We start from the raw sequence: 21,534 nt of genomic DNA, 5'->3' as shown, positions 1-21,534 counted from the left end.
TTTAAACCTTCTTCCCCAAAGTTACCTTTGGAAGCTTCAACATAGCACAAATTACATTAGTTGGGTATATTCGTTATACTGCATATACATTTGTTACCTTGTAATTCACAAATCAGCAAGTTTCTATACATGATAATCACCGTTCTTTACTCATAAGTAATAACACTGTATCTAATTGGCCAGCTTACAGACGAATCAAGCAATATCTAAATAAGAACTGCCAAACACAATATACTTTATAGACAACAAAAATTAGCTAACTCGGTTCCATGCATCGCGTGATGCATGACGAGCATCATCCCATGCTAGGCGAGAATCACCTTTCACTTCTTCCCATGAACGTTTTAGATCATTTTCGTGATCTTCAAAACGTGCATCAGCAGGATAGCGCGCTCTATTGGCATAACCTACGGCATAGGCTGGATGTAAATCACGGTCAAAATCATGACCTTGCTGATAATAGCTGGTGTTGGCATGTTCTGCGCGCCAGTAAGCCTCTTCACGTGTTGGATCAATAGCTTCAGCAGCTGCATGTCCTGCTCCGCCACCAACAACAGCACCAATCGCACCACCAATTAGAGTACCGAGCGGTCCTGCCATCGTACCAATTGCTGCTCCTGCTGCTGCACCGCCAATACCGCCAACACCTGTACCAACTGGATGAGAACCTGGCTCGCCAGTAATAGGATCGGCATTAAGATCCTCTTTTGATTCTTTAGACATATGCTTTACTTCATCACGATCAATATTATCATGATCTTCGATGACTCTATCACCTGCGACACGGTCAGAGTTATCTACGACCCGCTCAGAACTTGCCATTCTACGAGCATTGTCATCTATGATACGTTCTTTATCGCCACCAACGAGATTGTCGTTAGTTATGACGCGATCGTTGGGGTCTATTACTCGATCATTGATAAGATCATTGTCACGATTATTCATAATTTTATCCTTAAATTGATTATTATTTACTTATTAATTATAAATTTGGATTAAGTTAAGTGCTTAATTAATCACTCTTAAAGTATGAAAAATTATCGACACTTATCGATAGAACGTTTATGTAAAGTATGTCGAGGTCATGATGACCTTACGTTACAAGATGTATAGTTGTAACTTGACTATATAAACACATGCTAAAAATAGTAATTAAGATCATTGTCGTATGTTTGTGTATCTCTCAAACTTCCATCAATGCCTTAATAATAACTCGTTGCCATTTATCAATGTGCTTTGCCCTTCTATCAGAAGGCATATTGGGTTCAAAGACACGATCAACTTGCCATGACTCTTTTATAGTTTGCTCGTCATATAATCCGTTTTTTAGACCAGCTAATAGCGCTGCTCCTTTAGCAGTGATTTCAGTATCTTTGGGACGTAATACAGGGACATTGAGTAAATCAGCTTGAAACTGCATGAGTAAATCATTGTTTGCCGCACCGCCATCGACTCGTAGCTCTGTTAATGGATGTGGACTGTCTTTTTGCATGGCAATAAGCACATCGTAAGTTTGAAAGGCAATCGCCTCAAGAGCAGCACGAGCGATATGGGCTTTGGTGGTACCGCGGCTCATACCGCTAATGCTAGCATGTATATCAGAGCGCCAGTAAGGTGTGCCAAGCCCAGTAAAGGCTGGAAGTAATACGACATCTTCGCTACTGTCTACTTGCCGCGCTAAATCTTCAACGTCGCAACTTTGTTTAATCATGCCTAAATTATCACGCAGCCACTGTACGATAGCCCCTGCCATAAAAACACTACCTTCTAACGCATAAGTGACTTCACGTCCAAAAAAGGAGTTGGGAGCTTGTATCATACGTTTACCAGATTGCACTATTTCACTGATAGTTAAGTTATCGACGCGATTTATGGGTGCTTTACGTTGCCAAGCTATCGTAGTTAGGAGTTGGTGCTCACTAAGTTTGGGGGTTTGACCAATATTTATCAGCATAAAACAACCAGTGCCGTAAGTGTTTTTGGCCATACCAGGCTTGAGACAACCTTGCCCAAATAACGCTGCCTGCTGATCTCCTAGTACCGCATGAATAGGAATTTGTTTGGCAAACAAGCCTTTTTTAGTCTTGCCAAACTCTCCATCTGACGGCAGTACTTTTGGCAATATATTCATCGGAATATTAAAGCGCGTGCACAGATCTTCTGACCATGCCAGCTTATGAATATCATACAATAATGTACGACAAGCATTGGTAATATCGATGACGTGCTCGCCACCAGTCAACTGATAAATCAACCAGCTATCAATAGTACCTACTGCCAACTGACCACTTGCAGCACGCGCTTTAATCTTAGGGTTGTCTTCAAGCAGCCAAGCAATCTTACTGGCACTAAAATAAGCGTCTAGTCGTAAACCAGTAATCTGTTGAATTTGCGTTGTCACATTATCAGTACTATCACGGGCCAAGTTTTCACAATAGCTTGCGGTACGCCTATCTTGCCAAATAATCGCTGGAGCAAGCGGTGTACCTGTCTGTCTATCCCAAACGACGATAGATTCGCGCTGGTTGGTGATAGCAATACTAGTCACATCAGTTGCCAGCAACCCTGCCTGATTAATGACATCGTGCGCACAGCTAATTTGAGTTTGCCAGATTTGCCGCGCATCTTGCTCTACATAGCCAGCTTTTGGTGTTTGCAATGTAGTGGGCTGCTGGGCAATCTCGATAGGACGCGCATGATCATCATATAAAATCGCACGGCTTGATGTTGTTCCTTGATCCAATGCCAATATATATCCTGCCATTTTTTCCCCCTCAACCTTATCAGACAATACTATTCGCTCTACCTATTCGATCTCAAGACTTTATATACTAAAGCTAGCTATACTATTCGCTCTACCTATTCGATCTCAAGACTTTATATACTAAAGCTAGCTATATAGTTGTCTGTTTTTATAATAGGTTCTAAAATAGAGCATACTTCTACATTTTACAAAATTTATAGCGATATAATATTATATCGCGCTTGCTTCTTGGTGCAGATTATATAAAACCTTAACACTGAATGAATGATAAGTAAGTAATAAGCATTGACCTATCACAGTTGTGGCTCTACAGTGTACGCTTTGCTAACATCATTAAGACTTATACTATAGATGACAATTGATTTAATTGTTTTTTACTTAAGTATTTTGTATTGCAATATCTTAATATAAGATGACAATTTGCTTCCTAATTAACGGTTTATACTCCATGAAATTTGCTATCTTATCTCTGCCTAGGGCAGTTGCAACTGTTATGCTAATAGGAATCTCAACTCATACCGCAGCGAACGACCATACTATAAACACAGATATTGACCAAAACCATGTCTCAATGGATACGATTCATGCCGATCCAGTCCACTCGGTTTTATTGCCGCCGTCAAGCACTCCCACTCTAAACACTCTCGTTGACCCTATTACTCATAAAAAAGTCGCTAATAGCTATCCATTAGACGTGGCTAGCTTTTTGAGTCTTGAGCAAGCACAAGAAATATTGTTACAAGTTTCACCTAAGCTTGCTGCCAATCAAGCTGCCATTGTAGCCAGTGAATATCAAACTGATGCCCTCAAGACGATAGACAATCCTTTTGTATTCGCGCAGCTATCGGCCAATGCCTATAATGTACAAGAAGATATTGACTTATCAACGCTCAAAAACGGTGTGATCAACGGTGTAAATAACGCCGGCGCTAATACTGGTGATGTTGTTCCTCCTATACCAGATTTGCCAAACTTTGGCGAGATGGTCGGCGATCGTATTCCAGATTCCTATGACTTTAAGCGCTCAGGCTCTACAGCAGGGGCAGGTCTTGGTTTTGCTTGGCCTGTTTATACTGCTGGACGCACTTCAGCACTCACTGGAGCATCGGATGCCCGCACTCAAGAAGCAGTAGCGGACAGCATACTTGATAAAAACGAGCTTTATAACACGTTGATTGAACGTTACTTTAAGGCGCAACTAGCGATTATTGCCGCTTACTTGCGTGAAGACGCTTACGATACGCTGCAGCAGACCGACCATATGGCCAAGCGCTTGTACGAAGAAGGATTTATATCACGTGTAGATCGTTTAGAAGCCCAGTCTGCATTGGCCGATGCAAAGAGTGAATCAGTGAATGCCCATAATGACGCTCGTCTTGCAATGATATCATTACAACGTCTATTGCGGACAGACTACCGTATCAAACCAACTACTCCACTGTTTGTGTCCAGTCGTCCTCTACCAGATGTCAGTTACTTTCAAAACTTGGCACTAAAACACCATCCTGGACTACAAAAAGTCACCGCTAAACGCGTGCAAGCTGAGCAGCTACGTAAGCTATCCGATACTGGTTATAAACCAACTGTCATGCTGTACGGTTATGGACAAGTCGAAAAAGATCCTAGCTGGATTGCAGGTGTGTCGGCCAGTTGGAAGCTGTGGGGCGGGCTCGATAAAGCGGCGTCGCTAGCGTCCAATGATGCTAAGATACGCCAAGCGGATTTGTCCGAAATCGAAGTCAGTGACAACCTATTACTGCTAGTCGAGAAAAACTGGAACGATGTGAACAATGCTCAGTCGCGCTATCAAGCATTACAAAGCAATGTCGACTTAGCCGCAGAGGTATTACGCTTGCGTCGCCTTGGACTGCAAGAAGGTGTGAACACTACTCTCGAAGTCGTACAAGCACAAACGCAAGCTCTCAAAGCCCGCACCGAACAAGCGCAGGCTGCAAACGACTACGTACAGGGGCTAGCAGCTCTTATGCAAAGCTGCGGTACGCCACTTGCCTTCAATGCTTATCTAAACGCTGCTGACATTCAATTGCCAACTTTGTACACTAAACAGTGATTTATTACTAAAAATAATAGACTATGGCGATAAGCGTTTGTGCTCATTATTATGAACAATCCAACAACCATACTCTTAACAACTCTACTGTGAACCACTTTTTTATGAAAAAAACGACTTCTAAATCGACAAGTAGTTGGCTGCAGGCTTTACTACAGACATGGCGTAACGCAAATACCTCTAATGTTTGGGCGCATTGTGCAAGCGTAGGATTTTTTTGGTTTTTTATCGATTTTTCCAGTAATGGCTGTGTTTGTGCTGCTTTATGGACTCGCGTTTTCACCGACTGAGATGCAAGAGCAAATCTTACTTTTGCGTCCATTTATACCTGACACAGTATATGAAGTCCTAAATTCACGCTTAAGCGATCTGGTCTCTAGCACTACTTCTACATTGACTTTCAGTCTTATTATATCGACCTTACTGGCCCTTTATGCAGGCTCTAAAGGGGTCAAATCGTTAATTATTCTTATCAATCTTGCCTTTCATATCACTCAAGAACGCAGCTTTATACAAGGCACGATTCGAGCAGTCAGTTTGACCTTTGGAGCAGTAGTAGTCTTGATTATAGCGATCTCCTCTATCGCTATTATTCCTCTAGGAGCAGCTTATTTCCCTTTTCCTCAAGTAGCTAAGACGATTGCACTTTGGGGCAGATGGCCGATATTGGCAGGTATTATATTTTTAAGCTTCTTAGGTCTTTATCGCCTAGCTCCAAACCGTGACGCTGTAGCACTAAAAAAACTGGTGCCAGGAGCAGCTCTTGCGACCGTTCTTTGGATAGTATTGTCTGTGCTGTTTTCGATTTATGTACAAAACTTTAATAACTATAGCGCTGAGTTTGGGGCGCTATCAGCAGCCGTAGTCATTATGTTATGGCTTTATTATTCCGCCTTTATTGTCGCTTTTGGTGCTATTTTTAATTCTAAAGCCATAGAAAACGCCAAACCTTGTGCTATTCAAGTGTATTAGAGCACCCCTAGTAATAAACCCCTTTATCCTCAACTTAGTTGCTTTAGGAATATCACCATTATGACTAAACTTCCAAACGAATCAGACGACTCACGCAAGCCAACTGTTTCTGATGAGTCGGCGCTGGCTGCTGAGCCTATAGAGGATATGTCAGATACAAAACAAGAACAGGCTACGCCCAATTATCATCACAATAAGCCTAAAGCAAATGACTCGGCCATGATAAAAAAAGTGCTGCTTACTATAGTGTTGCTCATAATAATTGGCGTCATTGCTTATGGCTTGTACCAAAGTACCAAGCAGAGCAAGCCGCAAGTCATCACGCTACAAGGGCAAATGCAGATGCAGCAGACTTCTATTGCAGCAAAAGTACCAGGCCGTATCGCGCAGATCTTGGTCACTGAGGGCGATAAAGTAGCACCAGGTCAACAGCTAATTGAGATGGACTCTCCCGAAATCAATGCAAAGATTGCTCAAGCTCGTGCTGGTAAGCAAATGGCACAAAGTCAATTGGACAAAGCAGAAAACGGTGCGCGCCCGCAAGAGATCGCGCAAGCAAAAGCCGCTTGGCAAGCCAATAAAGCCGCTTCTGATTTGGCACAAAACACTTATCAACGTGTCAATCGTCTTTATGAAGAAGGACTTATGGCAAGGCAGAAGCGTGATGAAGCCTATGCGCAGTATCTGGCTACGCAAGACCAAACTGAAGCGGCGCGTTTGCAGTATGATTTGGCATTAGAAGGCGTGCGCAGCGAAGATAAGTCTGCAGCAACCGCACAAGTCGCGCAAGTCGATGCCCAGCTAGATGAAGCGCTGGTCGCAAAAGAAGAAGCCAACCTCAAAAGCCCAATTGCTGGTGTTGTGGACGATGTCATCGTCAGCGCAGGTGAAGTCATTGGACAAGGTGTACCAATACTGACTTTAGTCAATACGGACGATCAATGGGTTGTGTTAAACGTCACCGAAAATCACTTAAATCAATTTGCTATTGGTCAACAGTTCACGGGTACGATTCCAGCGCTGTCATCGATGGATAAACCCTATAATAAAGAGTTTACAGTTTATGCAACTTCAACACTGTCTGATTTCGCTACTTGGCGACCAACCAACAATGATGACGGCTTTGATGTACGCACCTTTGAAATCAAGGCAAGACCTTCAAACCCAGACAGCCGGATTCGCTCTGGTATGAGTGTCATTGTACAGATTGACCCAACCGCTGTTATTCAGGCTCAAGAGTAAACCATGCGTCTGCTAAAAGCATTTATACGCAGTGCTGCTTATGAGCGGCGATTCTTAGCCAAAAACCAGTGGGATTTAGCAATGGTGCTATGGATACCGCTAGCAACTGTCTTGCTCGTTTGGTGGATATTTTCACAGACTCAAATCACAGATCTGCCTATCGGAGTCATTGATCAAGACAATGGTCCTATCGCCAATACTCTGGTGCGCTATCTAGAAGCCAGTCCTGCGCTAACCGTTCATCAACAGTACCACTCGCCAGCTGACGTCGAAGCGGCTATATTGCAACGTGACGTTTATGCGGTCGTCGTCATACCTGAGGACTTTTCACGTAATATTTCATCCAGCAAACCTGCACCTATTGTCTTGCAAGTAAATGCTCAGTATGGCACGCATTCAGGCATCATTCAGACCAGTGTACAATCAGTCGTCGGTACTTTGTCAGCAGGTGTTGAAATACAACGTATGGTCAAGCAAGGGATGGCGCCTTCACAAGCTGCGATCAACTACTCTCCTATCGCCATTCAACGCACCAACCTATTCAATGCCATTAATAATTATCAGCAGTTTTTGGCATCAACGGTGATTCCTGCGCTGCTGCATATTTTGGCAATGGTGATTGGAGCAACGACAATTGGCCGAGAGCTACGCGATAAGCAACTTGGACGTTGGTCTCGTTTTATCGATATAGGCACGCCTGACTTAATATTGGCTAATTATAGTGGTCAATATAAAAACAATAATACGGAAAGCTCGAACAACATAAAAAAAAGCGAGCTTATCCGTATTATTCGCAGGCTTATTAGGTAAGTATTTTTGGCCCATACTGGCTTATAGTATCTGGTCAGCATTGGCATTATGGCTAGCCACACCGCAACAAAGCGTGGACACAGTATCGTTGTTAATCACTTATATGAGTCTGGTGTTATTAATAATTCTCTCATTTTGGCTTGGTGCTGTCTTTACACTCGGCTCATTTTCATTACGTATGGGATTATCGGCTACTGGATTCATCTCCGTACCCTCCTACGCATTCGCAGGCGTGACTTACCCTTATATTGCCATTACCGACAGCGCCAAATATTGGGCTGATGCACTACCATTGACGCATTATCTACAGCTGCACATTGCGCAGCTACAAATGCAAGCTCCCCTTACCGTATCACTGCCCATTGTTTATGGCCTACTCTTAGCAACTGTTATTGCGATAATTTTAATGGTCTTTTTGACCAAACGTGCCTTATCGCATCCTGAGCGCTGGGGAGCACGCTAATGTCAAAATCAACTAAAACCAACGCTGCAGAAACATCTACCTTCCTTACGACATTGCCAGTACCACAGTCGTTTTGGGCAAACTTTATCCAAACATTTAAGGATGTGTTTACTGATAAAGGCGTGCTCTTGATGTTGATTATAGCGCCTATTATTTACGGCTTTTTTTATCCGTGGCCTTATTCATCTGAGGTGGTCAATCATGTACCGGTCGGTATCGTCGATTACGATAACAGTGACTTATCGCGTACGATTGTGCGTTATAGCAGCGCCAGTCCACAGCTAAACACCAAACGCTTTCTTAACGAACAAGCAGCCAAAGAAGCCATTTGGTCAGATCAAATTGCAGGCTACATGATTATTCCAAGCGGACTTGAGCAGCAAGTGCTATCTGGGAAGGAAGCCAGCGTCAGTGTGCTCGGTAATGGTGGTTATTTTTTATTAAATAAAAACGTGCAGATGGGGTTCTTACAAGCGGTCAGTACGGTATCAGCGGGAGTTGAAGTCAAAAAAAACGTGGCTCAAGGGGCTTATGCACCTACTGCTGCGCAAAACACTCAGGCTGTCCCATTACAGATTATGCCTTTGTATAATCAAACTGAGGGTTATGGTGCATATGTAGTACCAGCAGTATCTATTATTATTTTGCAACAGACTCTGTTAATAGCGTCTGCAATGCTAATTAGTACTTGGTATGAACAGCGGCGTCATAGCACCAGTATTCGCGGCTGGCTTGGAAGAATTGTAGCTGTGAGCGTACTTAGCTTCACAGTTGGCTGCTTTTATTATGGCTGGACTTTTGAGCTGCACCATTATCCACGTGGACAAAACATGCTTGGGAGTTTATTATTTTTGATGATTTTTTGTCCGACAGTAGCGACGCTTGGTTGCGTGTTTGGCTTATGGTTTCGCTTGCGTGAACGTAGTATGCAAATATTGATTTTTAGCTCACTGCCGATGTTTTTTATGAGCGGTTATCCTTGGCCTGCCAACCAGTTGCCAGAAGTACTACAAATTTTGTGCTGGTTGATACCCACCACCCCTGCGATCAATACTTCAGTACAGCTTAATCAAATGGGCGCCAGTCTCTCGCAAGTCGCTACAGGTTTTTATGCCTTAATTGGCTTATGGCTATTTTACTTTATTTTATTATTGTTTATGCGCAAGCGTACGGATACAAAACCGCCTACTTTGAAAAACACTTAGTTGAAAAATATTTAGTTAAAAAGCTGACTTGTAAAAACGCCTTATAAAACACTGGCTCAAGAAATGACTAGTCAAAAAAAACGCCTGTTAGATGTTTAACAGACGCTTTTATAATAGCAATTAAGTGCACTAAAAAATCTAAAACACTCGGTTGAGTCCATTTAACGCCGCTACCCGATAAGCTTCTGCCATCGTTGGGTAGTTAAACGTCGTATTGACAAAATATTCAAGGGTATTGTTACACTTCATCACAGCCTGTCCAATATGGATAATCTCTGAAGCATGATTGCCGTAGCAATGGATGCCCAAGATTTCAAGCGTCTCACGATGGAACAATATCTTTAATACACCAGAGCGCTCACCAATAATCTGCGCACGTGCCAAGTGCTTAAAGAACGCCTGCCCCACTTCGTAAGGCACTTTTTCATCAGTCAGCTCTTGCTCAGTCTTACCAATACTTGAGATTTCAGGAATGGTATAGATACCAGTTGGCACACTCGATACCGGCTCTGCATCGCTATCACCAACCATAAAGGCTGCCGCACAGCGCCCTTGGTCGTAGGCAGCAGAAGCCAGAGACGGCCAGCCAATTACATCTCCAGCAGCATAAATGTTTTTAACGTCTGTACAGTAAGTATCATCTACTTTGAGCTGACCACGGCCATTGGCCTTTAAACCTATAGCTTCTAAATTTAACCCCTCAGTGTTACCTGAGCGACCATTTGACCAAAGAATGGCATCAGACTTGATTTTTTTACCACTTTTGAGATGCAAAATTACATAATCGTCGTGAGTCTCAAGATGGTCAATTTCTTCATTGCTGCGGATAAGGACACCAAACTGTCTAAAGTCATGCGCGATAGCATCACTAATCTCGCTATCAAGATAGCTTAGTAGCTGATTTTGGTTGTTGATCAAATCAACTTTATAACCAAGACCGGTAAAAATTGAAGCATATTCACAACCGATTACACCTGCGCCATAAATGATGATTTTTTTGACGACATAATCCATTTGCAAAATTTTATCAGAGTCAAAGACACGCGGATGATCAAAATCTAAAATTTCAGGACGATAAGGACGGCTACCAACTGTGATAATCGCCTTATTAAAGGTAACCGTTTCAAAGATGTTTTCATCAGTTTCAATACGCAAGGTATTGGCATCTGCAAAACTTGCCCAACCATGGATAACCTCAATACGGTTACGCTCATAAAAGCGCGTATGGGTATTAACTTGGCTACGTATCACGCGACGAGCATTGGCAAGCACCTTATTCAGTGGTACTTGTTCATATTCAAGCGCCTTGGTAAACATAGGGTCACGGCGAAAATTGATCAAGTTAAATACGGATTGACGCAACGCTTTACTAGGAATCGTACCAACATGCGTAGAGTTACCACCAACCTGATTACGGGGGTCAACGACAGCTACTCTTTTACCAGACTTAGCAAGCTTCATTGCTGCAGCTTCGCCAGCTGGGCCTGCACCTAGTACGACAGCATCGTATTCAAAGTTATGCTGATCGCTTTTTATACGCTGCGAATCTTTAGTAAAGCCTGATTTGATATCGATACGCGTGTCATCTAGCGGATTGACCAAATCAGGATGATGCATGACATCTTCTGTGACTTGTTCGTGGGTTTGCTCGATTTGTTCTTGTTTGTTTTTTTCTTTGGTCTGCTCAGGAGATGTAGCAGGTGCAGCGCCGCTGTCTTTGTTTGATACTTCGGTCTGTGTGTCACGACCAGTATCGTTAGTTGCATCATCTTTGCGTTTGCTTCCCATGATAACCTCTTTAATTATTTATTTACTTATTTGTCTGTCAGTTTACTCATACCAGTTATGAAGCCATCTATACGTGAATCAATACATTCACGCGTCAGTAGCCAGTACTACGGCGTGCCCACCATACGTTGTGACAAAATATTTTGCAATGTCCAATGTCCATTTAGGCTCTGACGCCCTTCATCAACCTGCGGACGCACGCTAATCACATATTCTGTACCAAGGCTTGGCGTAAAGCCATCGATCCAATCGTAAGGGATTTGAAATACTGAGCCATCTTTATTGGACTTGGCTAGTAGACATTGCATCGGTAATGCTGAGGCGCAGGCCACACGGTTTGGCATAATGGTTAACGTTTGCGCGTCACCTAAGACAATAGTAGGTATATAGCGCGGCTCTGGCACCGGTTCGCGTGCAAAAGGTGACGTTTGACAAGCACTAAGTAACGTGACACTGCTTAATAGACCCAGCAAAAATAAGGAAGATTTTTTAGGTTGATGTTGATGGGATAGACTCATAACACTCTCTATGTGATGATAAATGTATAGCAATACTTATATAAAGTACATTATATGATGATAATAATAGTCGATGATAAACACATATATCAGATTAACCGATGCGGCGTTTTAGGCCAGTCATTTGCAAAATACGGGTAGCAATCTCTTCAACAGACATCTCTGAGACATCAAGACTTTGAATACCTTGTGAAGTATAGATACCTTGTATAGCGCGCTGCTCTTGCTGACACTGCTGATAGCTAGAGTAGCGACTACCTGCGCGGCGCTCTTGACGGATTTTTACTAGACGATCCGTATCAATTAATAAGCCAAACAACTTGTCTTTATGCTCTCGCAATGCTTTTGGTAGCTGATTGTCGTATAGATCATCTTCGGTCAGTGGGTAGTTGGCAGCGCGAATACCGAACTGTAAAGCCAAATAAAGTGAGGTTGGCGTCTTACCTGAACGTGATACGCCAATTAATATAATATCTGCCATATTGTAATGACGTGTACGAGCGCCATCATCATTATCTAAAGCAAAATGTACCGCATCGATACGCTCTTTATAAGTCTCAGAGTCAACATTATCGTGAGCGTGACCAGAATGGGCATCTGGCTCTATACCCGTTTCTTCCGCGATACGTCCGATTAGACCTTCATACATATCTAAATTACAGCTATGAGCCGAGTTAATCTTTTCGCGAATCTCAGGACTGACAATCGTATCAAACACTAATGGCAATAATCCATCGCGTTGATAAGCGATGTTGATTTGCGCAACCGCATCCTCAGCACGCTCAATACTATCGACATAGGGTAACACTCGTGTTTCGAATGGTACTGAAGCAAATTGACTCAATATAGAACGACCCAACGTTTCAGCTGTAATGGCGGTACCATCGGAGATAAAAAACGCACTTCTTATCGCCTGGGAGTTGTCCAAACCTAAAGCATGGCGATTTTGAATAGTCATTTTATCTTGTTCAGACAGACTGTTTGAATACATAACTTGAAAACCTTAGTGTAAACCTCAATGGTAAGCTTTAGTCGACTCATTATATTTAATATGATAATTTTATAATTGAATCGCTAGGCAGCATACATCTGATTAGGGGTTATAACATGCATATTTGGACTACTGACTCGTTATGCTAATAGCTCTACTTCTAGCTACTGTAGCAGACGTCATAAGTGTTAAACGTGCTTGTTACTTTATGCCATACATTATACTCATAATAGACACTTAATAGGAATCAAAGTTAGCACAGCGATAAAACCTAGACGATGGGTTTTACTACAATTTTCTGTATGAATTCAGACATAGTAGAGGTTGTATATGTCACATATGCTTATCATTTACAAAAATATTTATCTTGAGTTGGCTGCTTTATATTCGGATAAGTGAGACAATAGTTCGATTGTTGACTTATAAATTATTGCTAAACTCTATAATTTGTATCTTTTTCATAAGTTTTTTGGTTTAACCCCTCGAAATTATCCAAATATAGCGGTATAATTTACCGTTATAATCTTTACTAAATAACCTTATTTTCTGGAGTTATCATGGCAGCGCAATCTACAGCACTTGTGATCAATCTTGATCAGTTAGGAAAAAACGACATTGATATGGTCGGTGGTAAGAATGCCTCGCTTGGCGAGATGATCAGTCATCTGTCTGATTTGGGCGTTAGCGTTCCAGGCGGTTTTGCGACAACATCAAATGCTTTCAATCGTTTTCTGACTGAAACAGGTTTGCTTGATAAAATCAATGGTGAACTTAAAGCGCTAGATGTTGACGATGTGAATAAGCTTACGGCAACAGGTAAAAAAATCCGTAATTGGATTATTGAACAAGAGCTGCCAGAAGATTTGGAGAAAGAAGTTCGCCAGTCATTTGAAGAGATGAGCGGCGGCAAAGACATCGCTGTCGCGGTGCGTTCTTCTGCCACTGCCGAAGATTTGCCAGATGCGTCATTTGCCGGTCAGCAAGAGACTTTTTTGAACATTCGCGGTATTGATAATGTACTACTCGCTATTAAAGAGGTGTTTGCTTCTTTATATAATGACCGTGCTATTTCTTACCGTGTACATAAAGGTTTTGAGCATGAAGGTGTGGCCCTCTCTGCCGCTGTACAACGTATGGTACGCTCAGAAACAGGCGCAGCTGGCGTTATGTTCACCTTAGATACCGAAAGTGGCTTTGATCAAGTGGTCTTTATCACCTCAAGTTATGGCTTGGGTGAGATGGTCGTTCAAGGTGCTGTGAACCCTGATGAGTTTTATTTATCAAAACGCCTACTCACTGATGGTAAACCTGCCATTATTCGCCGTAACCTTGGTAGCAAACACAAAAAGATGATCTACGGTGATGAAGGCAGCACGACTAAATCAGTCAAAACAGTCGATGTCGAAAAACAAGAACGTATGCAGTTCTCGTTATCTACTGAAGAGCTGACTGATCTTGCCAAACAAGCAATGACTATCGAAAAGCATTATGGTCAAGCGATGGATATTGAATGGGCAAAAGATGGTGATACTAATGAGATATTTATCGTACAGGCCCGTCCTGAAACAGTAAAAAGTCGTCAAGACAGCACTGTTATGGAGCGCTATGTCATTGATACGGCTGGTGCTAAAGTATTGTGTGAAGGTCGCTCAATCGGTCAACGCATTGGCGCCGGTAAAGTACGTATCGTAAGCAATCTAAACGAGATGGACAAAGTCCAAGATGGTGATGTCTTAGTTTCAGACATGACAGACCCAGATTGGGAACCAGTCATGAAGCGTGCTTCAGCTATCATTACTAACCGCGGTGGCCGTACCTGTCACGCTGCTATTATTGCGCGTGAGCTTGGTGTTCCAGCTATCGTTGGTTGTGGTAATGCTACTGAATTACTGGTCGACGGTCAAGACGTTACTGTCTCTTGTGCCGAAGGTGACACAGGCTTTATCTATGAGAGTCAGATCGACTTTGAAATCCAGACTAACTCTATCGAGTCTATGCCAGAGCTGGCATTTAAAGTTATGATGAACGTGGGTAACCCAGATCGCGCCTTCTCATTTACACAAATGCCAAACGAAGGTATTGGCCTTGCCCGTCTTGAATTTATCATCAACCGTATGATTGGCGTGCATCCAAAAGCGCTGCTTAATATGAACAGCTTGCCACGCGAAATATCACAAGCTATTAATGAACGTATCGCAGGTTATGCTTCACCTGTTGATTTCTATGTTGATAAATTGGTTGAAGGTATCTCAACACTAGCGGTTGCCTTTATGGATCAGCCAGTTATCGTTCGTATGTCAGATTTTAAATCGAATGAGTATGCTAACTTACTAGGTGGTAAATTATACGAGCCATCAGAAGAAAACCCAATGCTTGGTTTCCGTGGTGCTAGCCGCTACGTTTCTGATAATTTCCGTGACTGCTTTGAGCTTGAGTGTAAAGCACTTAAACGTGTACGTGATGAGATGGGTTTGACTAACGTCGAGATTATGATTCCTTTCGTACGTACTGTTGGTGAAGCAGCCGAAGTCATCGAGTTGCTTGAGAAAAATGGTTTAAAACGTGGCGAAAATGGTCTACGCGTCATTATGATGTGTGAGCTACCTACCAACGCCTTACTAGCAGAAGAATTCCTAGAGCACTTCGACGGCTTTTCAATCGGCTCAAACGATTTGACTCAGTTAACACTTGGTCTGGACCGTGACTCAGGTATCGTCTCACATTTGTTTGATGAGCGTGATCCTGCGGTTAAGAAACTATTGTCTATGGCGATTGAAGCTTGCCGTAAAGCGGATAAATACATCGGTATCTGTGGTCAAGGTCCATCAGATCACCCAGACCTGGCGTTCTGGCTCATGGAGCAAGGGATCAGCTCTGTATCGCTAAACCCTGATTCAGTCCTTGATACTTGGTTCTTTTTAGCAGGTGAAGAAGCACAATAAACTGCAGTATTCAGTCACCGCAGTAATTCACACAGTCATTAAAGTTACTTTGATTAGGGTCTATTTGATTTTTTCGAATAGACCCTAATATAATGACTTAAGATATGACTAATTATGTAGGCAACTATGCAGATTTTCCTGGCTCGAAATAACGTACAAGCAGGTCCATATACTTTGGATCAGTTAAATATTATGCTAACATCTGGTGAAGTAGTATTGGATGATTTGGTATGGCATGAAGGCTTAGATAAATGGCAGCGTATTGGGGATCTAACGGGCAATCAGTATTCTTACCATCCGGCTGATATTTCTACCTCTAATGACTCTATTATCAACAATGTGACGGTCTTTCCAGAAGACAAGTCTAGCACCGCTCAAGACAGCAAATCGGTATCGCTAGATAGACTGTATGGCAAGCCTGAACGTCCAAAAGACACAGCCAAAAATACAAAAGCGGACATGACAACCAATCGTCATCATACGCCCCATAATAACGTGTCACTAAACAAGTCGACGGTCAATAAGACTGTGTCTCAAAAAGACAAAGTCATCGGTAATGTCGTCCTGGCGCCTATCATGTCACGAGTGTTAGCCACTGCGCTTAATGGCCTATTGTATGTATTAGCGATTTTTCCGCTGGTATTGGCATTAACCAAAATGGACATAGACTACTCAAAGTTTCAAGACATTCAGAATATGGATGCCGCGTACCAGTACTCAATGACGCTGATGGAGAGCTTACCTAGCTCTACATTGATGATGTCACAGGTGATGGTTTTTGGATTGTTCGCGCTGCAATTGGTATTTATCACATTACGTGGACAGTCGCTTGGTAAGCTTATCACTGGCATTCGTGTCGTCGATCAAACCACTCACCGTATACCATCTTTTCTTAAACTTATTGGTATGCGAACCTTACTACTTTTTATCATCTATAACCTATTATTTTCATTTACGAGTTTCTTAGGATTTGTTGTTATTGCCATCCACTACTTTATGGCTTCTAAGAACCCTGAAAATATAGGGTGGCATGATAAGGTTGCTAAAACCTTGGTAGTCAAAGCTGATAGTAGCCAATTGGCTAAGCAACCAGTAGTGAAATAAATATATTTAGCCACTTAAAATTATATAGCCTCATTAAGAGCAACGCTTAGTCGTTGCTTTTTTATTTATTGGCAGACAACAGTATTAACCTTTGTGTTAGGACTCGACTACTGCTATAATACGGCGCTTTATAACATAAGCTTTACTTCTCTATATGAGAGCAAGTTTACCTTATAAATCTCCTTGCTATTAACATAGGGTTAATAGCTACTAATCCGTAAGGAGTCCAAATGAGACATTACGAGCTGGTGTTAATTGTACACCCAGACCAAAGCGACCAAGTGGTTGGCATGGTTGAACGCTACATCAAATTGGTTCAAGACAACGGTGGTGTTATTCATCGCCTTGAAGATTGGGGCCGCCGTCAATTGGCTTATCCAATCAACAAGATTCACAAAGCTCACTACGTTCTTTTCAACATCGAAACTGACGGTGATACTTTAGCTGAACTTGAAGAATTATTCCGCTATAACGACGCGATCATTCGTAGTCTAGTTATGCGCCGTGACGAAGCTGTCACTGAAGAGTCGCAGTTAGCCAAGAATGCCGATGAAAAACGCGCACGCAAAGCAACTACTCGTCGTCCAGACAATCGTGAAAACGACGACAACGACAACAGTGAAGACTAATTAAAGGAGAATACTCATGGCACGTTTCTATCGCCGTCGCAAATTCTGCCGTTTCACTGCTGAAGGCATCACTCACATCGATTATAAAGATGTTGAATTGCTAAAACAGTACATCAGTGATAATGGTAAAATCGTACCAAGCCGTATTACCGGTACATCTACTAAGTATCAGCGTCAACTAGCCACTGCTATCAAGCAAGCTCGTTACCTTTCACTACTTCCGTATACTGACAACCATCAGTAATTTAACCGTTAACTAGGAATGACTCATGCAAATTATTTTGTTACAGCGTATCGTCAACCTTGGTAAACTCGGTGAAACTGTCGATGTAAAACCAGGTTACGGTCGTAACTTTCTTATCCCTCAGGGCAAAGCGCTACCTGCGACCAAAGCTAACATTGAAAAGTTCGAAGCACGCCGTGCTGAGCTTGAAGCTGAAGAAGCAAAAGAAATCGCTACTGCTCAAGAGCGTGCTGACGCATTAACTGACGTTAATGTTATCATGCGTGCTAAATCAGGTGACGAAGGCAAGCTATTTGGCTCTATCGGTACTCGCGATATCGCTGAAGCATTGACTAACTCAGGTCTAGAAGTTGACCGTGCTGAAATCAAGCTACCTGAAGGCACTCTACGTCAAGTGGGCGAATACAATGTTGATATTCAGCTACACCATGACGTTACTGCTAGCATCTTAGTGACTATCTTGTCTGAAGATGGTGACAACGAAGACGCAGCTGAAGAAGACGTTGCAGACGAGAACGAAGATTACTCTGAAGAGTAATATCTGAAAGATTAGTTCTTAGTCTAAAAAGCCAGTCATGTTATGTGACTGGCTTTTTTATGTTATATTTTATGTGTTATTACGCCATAGAGCATGGAGATGATTTTTTATTCAAAGCCAAATTATTCTAAGCACTTACACGACTGGCTTAAACGTGGTCGCAATTGGCATATTGAGTATGATGACTATCTGTCCAATCATATTACCCATAATTGGATAGCGCTTGATGCTGCAGGCGTCAGTCAAGATAAGATGCAATGGTGGCAAAACGTGTATGTTAATGATGCTATAAATAAAGGGACTGCAAGCGCAGCAAAAGGGCCTGAAATGCTGGCGCCGCCGCGTCATAATGCGCTTGATTATACTGCAATAACAGATGTTAATTGGATGCACAACATACAGTCTACTCGCATTGCGTTTGAAGCCTATCGTGACTTTTTTGATAACAAGATAGCAAAGCTTGGGTTAAGTGCTTGCTTAAAACGCTACTACCCTGCGTTATCAGAGGGCATGGCAGGAGCGGCAATGCATGCTGTCATCCATACTGGCTGGGCGGTCGATGTCGAGTCCGACAACATGGCAAGCGAGGGGTTGGCCTATATGGCAACTGCCTTTCAACCATTAGCGACAGGCACTCACCATAGTCAACATCAATTATGGTCGCCTGATGCGCCAAACGCCATCGATGCGCTTAAACAGATTTTAATTAATGATAGCGTGTCGCAGTTGACTAAACGAGCAGATGAGCTCAGTCGAACCGACGATTACGAGCGGCTAAATAGAGGCAGCTTTCAGCAGCGCCTAATTACCTTTGATAATTTTAATGAGCCAATGGCGCAGTTTCTTAATGATAACGTGATATTAAGACTGCCCAATATTGGGAGTGATCTTACCGCATCTATTGAAGAGTTGACTGTGATTGCAGCGAGCGCTGTATATGGTAGTGATAATGAGTTTTTTATCGTTCATGGCTTAACCAGTCTGCATGCCGTATTATGTGTCCTACCCCATCTTGATGAGATGGCACAGCGTCAGGCACTGGCCTATTGGTTTCGCGCACTAATCGCTACAATGATCATTCAAGGTAACCCTGATAGCAAAAATACACTTACCGCTCTTAAAACTTGGCAAGCAGAAAAAAATATATCCAACAACCATCAGCTAAGTGATGATGACAAAGCATGGTGGCTACAGACCTTGCAAGCGACTACCGATAGTCTCGATGAGCATGTACCTAAGACCGTTTATGTGCTAAAGCGCTGGGCTGAATGGCAGGCTTTTTCAAAGGCATCGCATGATATATTCGCTAAAACCGCGCTTAATATTGCCACGCCTCATAAAGAAGGCAAGTTGCATGAGAATTTATGGTTTAGTAATTCACCTTCTTGAATTAACAAGAAAGTAGACAATCTCTCTTTATTTATCGTAAAAACGCCCCATATAATAGGTCTATGAACGAATAATAGTGTTCGTCAGGCTAGTATAATATAGTATGTTATTAAGTGTAATGTCCGCATATAAGACCATTGCCAAAACCACCATTATATATTATAATACGTCGTTCTATTGGGGATGTTCTGGCTTCGACGCTGGTGATGAAACTCAATGATGCATGTCGAGAGTGTATGTCCTCTCGTTAATCAAACATATATTGTTATAGTCGCAAACGACGAAACTTACGCTCTAGCAGCTTAAACCCTGCTTACTGCGCTGCCGATTACCTATAGTTGGTTAGCCCAGTTGAAGCGTCCGTATATAGGTTCGCCACAAGGGATTGTCTCAATCGCTTGGGTTCAAAAGTAGAGAATCGTCCAATCCATCCTGACTGTCGGATCGGTGCGGATTAAAACTAAAGACAGAAACTAAACATGTAGATTCATGAGCGTAATGCTGGCGGACGCGGGTTCAACTCCCGCCATCTCCACCAAATACTAAAAACCGACCACTTTATATGGTCGGTTTTTTTATGTGCAAAACTTTCTAATTTTCGCTCCTTATCTTTTAGATAGCAGGATTATCCAAACTCCATTGATATAGCTTCTCAAGTCCATAACTTGCTGGATCTACCAGCTCTAACATATCAGCACACGCTTCAGAACAGAATAGGCGATATTCAGGATTATAAAACCCTGGAATGACAGTCCTGATTAAAGCCAAATAGTCATATTTAAAGTTCTTACGCTTGTTAAACCAACGCATGGCGTAGTCAATATCACACACAACTGGTGTCAACACCCAGTGACTAGGCTCCATATGAATAGTTTTACGTCGTAGGCCACCATCGCGATGACTTGAGCTAATACAGTCGTAACGTTGCTCGCCTAACTCATTAATCACAAGCTCACAATGACTATAGGGCGAACCATCGATTGCACTAATAATACGGTCTAATAACTTTCCTTGCTCTGCGATATAAAATGCCAAATAAGTAGTTCTCATCTTAAGCCTCCAGAAACACTTTCTAGATTTAGTCTTAGATTAAAAACACAGATAATGTTGTTCAAAAAATATACTATAGTATATATCTTACGTGACTGGACAAAAGAATAGTCATAAATGAGGTTAAATTCTGTTAATTACTAAGTTATAAGTTTGATGCACTTTAACGAACATATAAAAAACTCCATCACTATGGATGGAGTTAATATAAGGTTGATTATGGAATTAGCATTGTTACTTTATTTAAATATAGTTTTTTTATACCAACACTTTGTTTAACCATTTACCAATATTTTGAATTTGCGGCATACAGACCTGATGCGCCATTGGATAGGTATTATATTCAACATCATACCCTTTATCTGATAACAACTGCTGTGCTTGCTGACCCAAAATTACAGGAACAACTGGGTCATGAGTGCCATGTTCGATTAATATCGGTATCTCTTTATTAGCAGCACTATAGTCAATATTATCATTGGTTGCTAGATACGTAGATAAGGTCATTAGTCCCGCCAAACGTTCTGGATAGCCAAGCGCGACATGATAAGCCACTGCTCCGCCCTGCGAAAATCCTGCGATAACGATATGCTCAGGAGCAATGCCACGTTCAACCTCACGACGAATCAAATCATGGATTTGCTGAGAAGAGGTCTCTATCTGAGCCAAATCGACTTTACGCTCAAGACTCATCTCCAAAATATCATACCATGCTGGCATCACCATGCCACCGTTTACTGTCACTGCACGCTTGGCGCATGCGGAAAAATAAAACGTACTGCCATATCATCAGATAGCCCAAGCTGCGGTACCA

General features: G+C 42.3%; 17 protein-coding genes, 1 other RNA gene and 2 pseudogenes. 13 read left to right on the top strand and 7 right to left on the bottom strand.

What is annotated here, in order from left to right:
- Window positions 1-252: 252 nt before the first annotated feature.
- Window positions 253-723 (bottom strand): hypothetical protein, encoded by a 471-nt coding sequence (locus PENNN9_RS04750; RefSeq protein ID WP_058368578.1) that lies wholly within the window; start codon window positions 721-723, stop codon window positions 253-255.
- A 460-nt stretch (window positions 724-1,183) separates the two neighbouring features.
- On the bottom strand, window positions 1,184-2,764 hold the full coding sequence (gene glpK / locus PENNN9_RS04745) for a glycerol kinase GlpK (protein ID WP_058368575.1): 1,581 nt from the start codon (window positions 2,762-2,764) through the stop codon (window positions 1,184-1,186).
- 448 nt (window positions 2,765-3,212) lie between these two features.
- Between glpK and PENNN9_RS04740 the strand changes: the two genes are divergently transcribed.
- The 6 genes and pseudogenes from PENNN9_RS04740 to PENNN9_RS04720 all read left to right on the top strand — a co-directional run bounded on the left by PENNN9_RS04740 (window position 3,213) and on the right by PENNN9_RS04720 (window position 9,527).
- On the top strand, window positions 3,213-4,835 hold the full coding sequence (locus PENNN9_RS04740) for a TolC family protein (protein WP_058368574.1): 1,623 nt from the start codon (window positions 3,213-3,215) through the stop codon (window positions 4,833-4,835).
- 225 nt (window positions 4,836-5,060) lie between these two features.
- A pseudogene (locus PENNN9_RS04735) lies at window positions 5,061-5,807 on the top strand (YihY/virulence factor BrkB family protein); the annotation flags it as partial.
- A gap of 60 nt (window positions 5,808-5,867) precedes the next feature.
- Window positions 5,868-7,049 carry an HlyD family secretion protein gene (locus tag PENNN9_RS04730; RefSeq protein WP_075102901.1) on the top strand — a complete coding sequence of 394 codons (1,182 nt, stop codon included), beginning with the start codon at window positions 5,868-5,870 and terminating at the stop codon, window positions 7,047-7,049.
- Between the two features lie 3 nt (window positions 7,050-7,052).
- The gene (locus PENNN9_RS12990; protein WP_227511721.1) at window positions 7,053-7,859 is read left to right on the top strand and encodes an ABC transporter permease; all 807 of its coding nucleotides are present in this window, start codon (window positions 7,053-7,055) and stop codon (window positions 7,857-7,859) included.
- 40 nt (window positions 7,860-7,899) lie between these two features.
- Window positions 7,900-8,322, top strand: a complete 423-nt coding sequence (locus PENNN9_RS12985; protein WP_227511720.1) for a hypothetical protein — start codon at window positions 7,900-7,902, stop codon at window positions 8,320-8,322.
- Complete coding sequence (locus PENNN9_RS04720) at window positions 8,322-9,527, top strand: ABC transporter permease (RefSeq protein WP_082637993.1); 1,206 nt, start codon at window positions 8,322-8,324, stop codon at window positions 9,525-9,527. Before PENNN9_RS12985 ends, PENNN9_RS04720 begins: the two co-directional genes overlap by 1 nt.
- Window positions 9,528-9,665: 138 nt before the next feature.
- Here the strand turns inward: PENNN9_RS04720 and sthA are convergent, their stop codons facing one another.
- The 3 genes from sthA to PENNN9_RS04705 form a co-directional block, all read right to left on the bottom strand.
- A complete protein-coding gene (gene sthA, locus PENNN9_RS04715) occupies window positions 9,666-11,315 on the bottom strand; it encodes a Si-specific NAD(P)(+) transhydrogenase (RefSeq protein ID WP_058368572.1) in 1,650 nt (549 codons plus the stop codon).
- A 107-nt stretch (window positions 11,316-11,422) separates the two neighbouring features.
- Entirely contained in the window at window positions 11,423-11,833 is a 411-nt protein-coding gene (locus PENNN9_RS04710; protein WP_058368571.1) for a DUF4377 domain-containing protein, read from the bottom strand.
- A gap of 94 nt (window positions 11,834-11,927) precedes the next feature.
- On the bottom strand, window positions 11,928-12,791 hold the full coding sequence (locus PENNN9_RS04705) for a pyruvate, water dikinase regulatory protein (RefSeq protein ID WP_143505638.1): 864 nt from the start codon (window positions 12,789-12,791) through the stop codon (window positions 11,928-11,930).
- A gap of 590 nt (window positions 12,792-13,381) precedes the next feature.
- Between PENNN9_RS04705 and ppsA the strand changes: the two genes are divergently transcribed.
- From ppsA to ssrA, 7 genes are all read left to right on the top strand, one after another.
- Window positions 13,382-15,766, top strand: coding sequence for a phosphoenolpyruvate synthase (gene ppsA / locus PENNN9_RS04700; RefSeq protein ID WP_058368569.1), 2,385 nt, complete (start codon window positions 13,382-13,384; stop codon window positions 15,764-15,766).
- Window positions 15,767-15,892: 126 nt separating this feature from the next.
- Window positions 15,893-16,870 carry an RDD family protein gene (locus PENNN9_RS04695; protein ID WP_227511719.1) on the top strand — a complete coding sequence of 326 codons (978 nt, stop codon included), beginning with the start codon at window positions 15,893-15,895 and terminating at the stop codon, window positions 16,868-16,870.
- A gap of 230 nt (window positions 16,871-17,100) precedes the next feature.
- On the top strand, window positions 17,101-17,499 hold the full coding sequence (gene rpsF, locus PENNN9_RS04690) for a 30S ribosomal protein S6 (protein WP_058368568.1): 399 nt from the start codon (window positions 17,101-17,103) through the stop codon (window positions 17,497-17,499).
- A gap of 16 nt (window positions 17,500-17,515) precedes the next feature.
- Window positions 17,516-17,743 (top strand): 30S ribosomal protein S18, encoded by a 228-nt coding sequence (gene rpsR, locus PENNN9_RS04685; RefSeq protein ID WP_058368567.1) that lies wholly within the window; start codon window positions 17,516-17,518, stop codon window positions 17,741-17,743.
- 25 nt (window positions 17,744-17,768) lie between these two features.
- Window positions 17,769-18,281 carry a 50S ribosomal protein L9 gene (gene rplI, locus PENNN9_RS04680; RefSeq protein WP_058368566.1) on the top strand — a complete coding sequence of 171 codons (513 nt, stop codon included), beginning with the start codon at window positions 17,769-17,771 and terminating at the stop codon, window positions 18,279-18,281.
- A 99-nt stretch (window positions 18,282-18,380) separates the two neighbouring features.
- Window positions 18,381-19,670 (top strand): questin oxidase family protein, encoded by a 1,290-nt coding sequence (locus PENNN9_RS04675; RefSeq protein WP_058368565.1) that lies wholly within the window; start codon window positions 18,381-18,383, stop codon window positions 19,668-19,670.
- Between the two features lie 179 nt (window positions 19,671-19,849).
- Window positions 19,850-20,208: a transfer-messenger RNA gene (ssrA, locus tag PENNN9_RS12520) on the top strand.
- A 74-nt stretch (window positions 20,209-20,282) separates the two neighbouring features.
- Here the strand turns inward: ssrA and PENNN9_RS04670 are convergent.
- Both PENNN9_RS04670 and PENNN9_RS04665 read right to left on the bottom strand, forming a co-directional pair.
- Window positions 20,283-20,720, bottom strand: a complete 438-nt coding sequence (locus tag PENNN9_RS04670) for a hypothetical protein (protein WP_058368564.1) — start codon at window positions 20,718-20,720, stop codon at window positions 20,283-20,285.
- Window positions 20,721-20,978: 258 nt separating this feature from the next.
- Window positions 20,979-21,534 (bottom strand): annotated as a pseudogene (locus PENNN9_RS04665) (alpha/beta hydrolase); the annotation flags it as partial.

It is taken from the genome of Psychrobacter sp. ENNN9_III (assembly GCF_001462175.1).
In the GTDB taxonomy this organism is placed as follows: domain Bacteria; phylum Pseudomonadota; class Gammaproteobacteria; order Pseudomonadales; family Moraxellaceae; genus Psychrobacter.
Note: the sequence above shows the minus strand (reverse complement) of the source record. Positions and strands in the feature narration are given on the sequence as shown.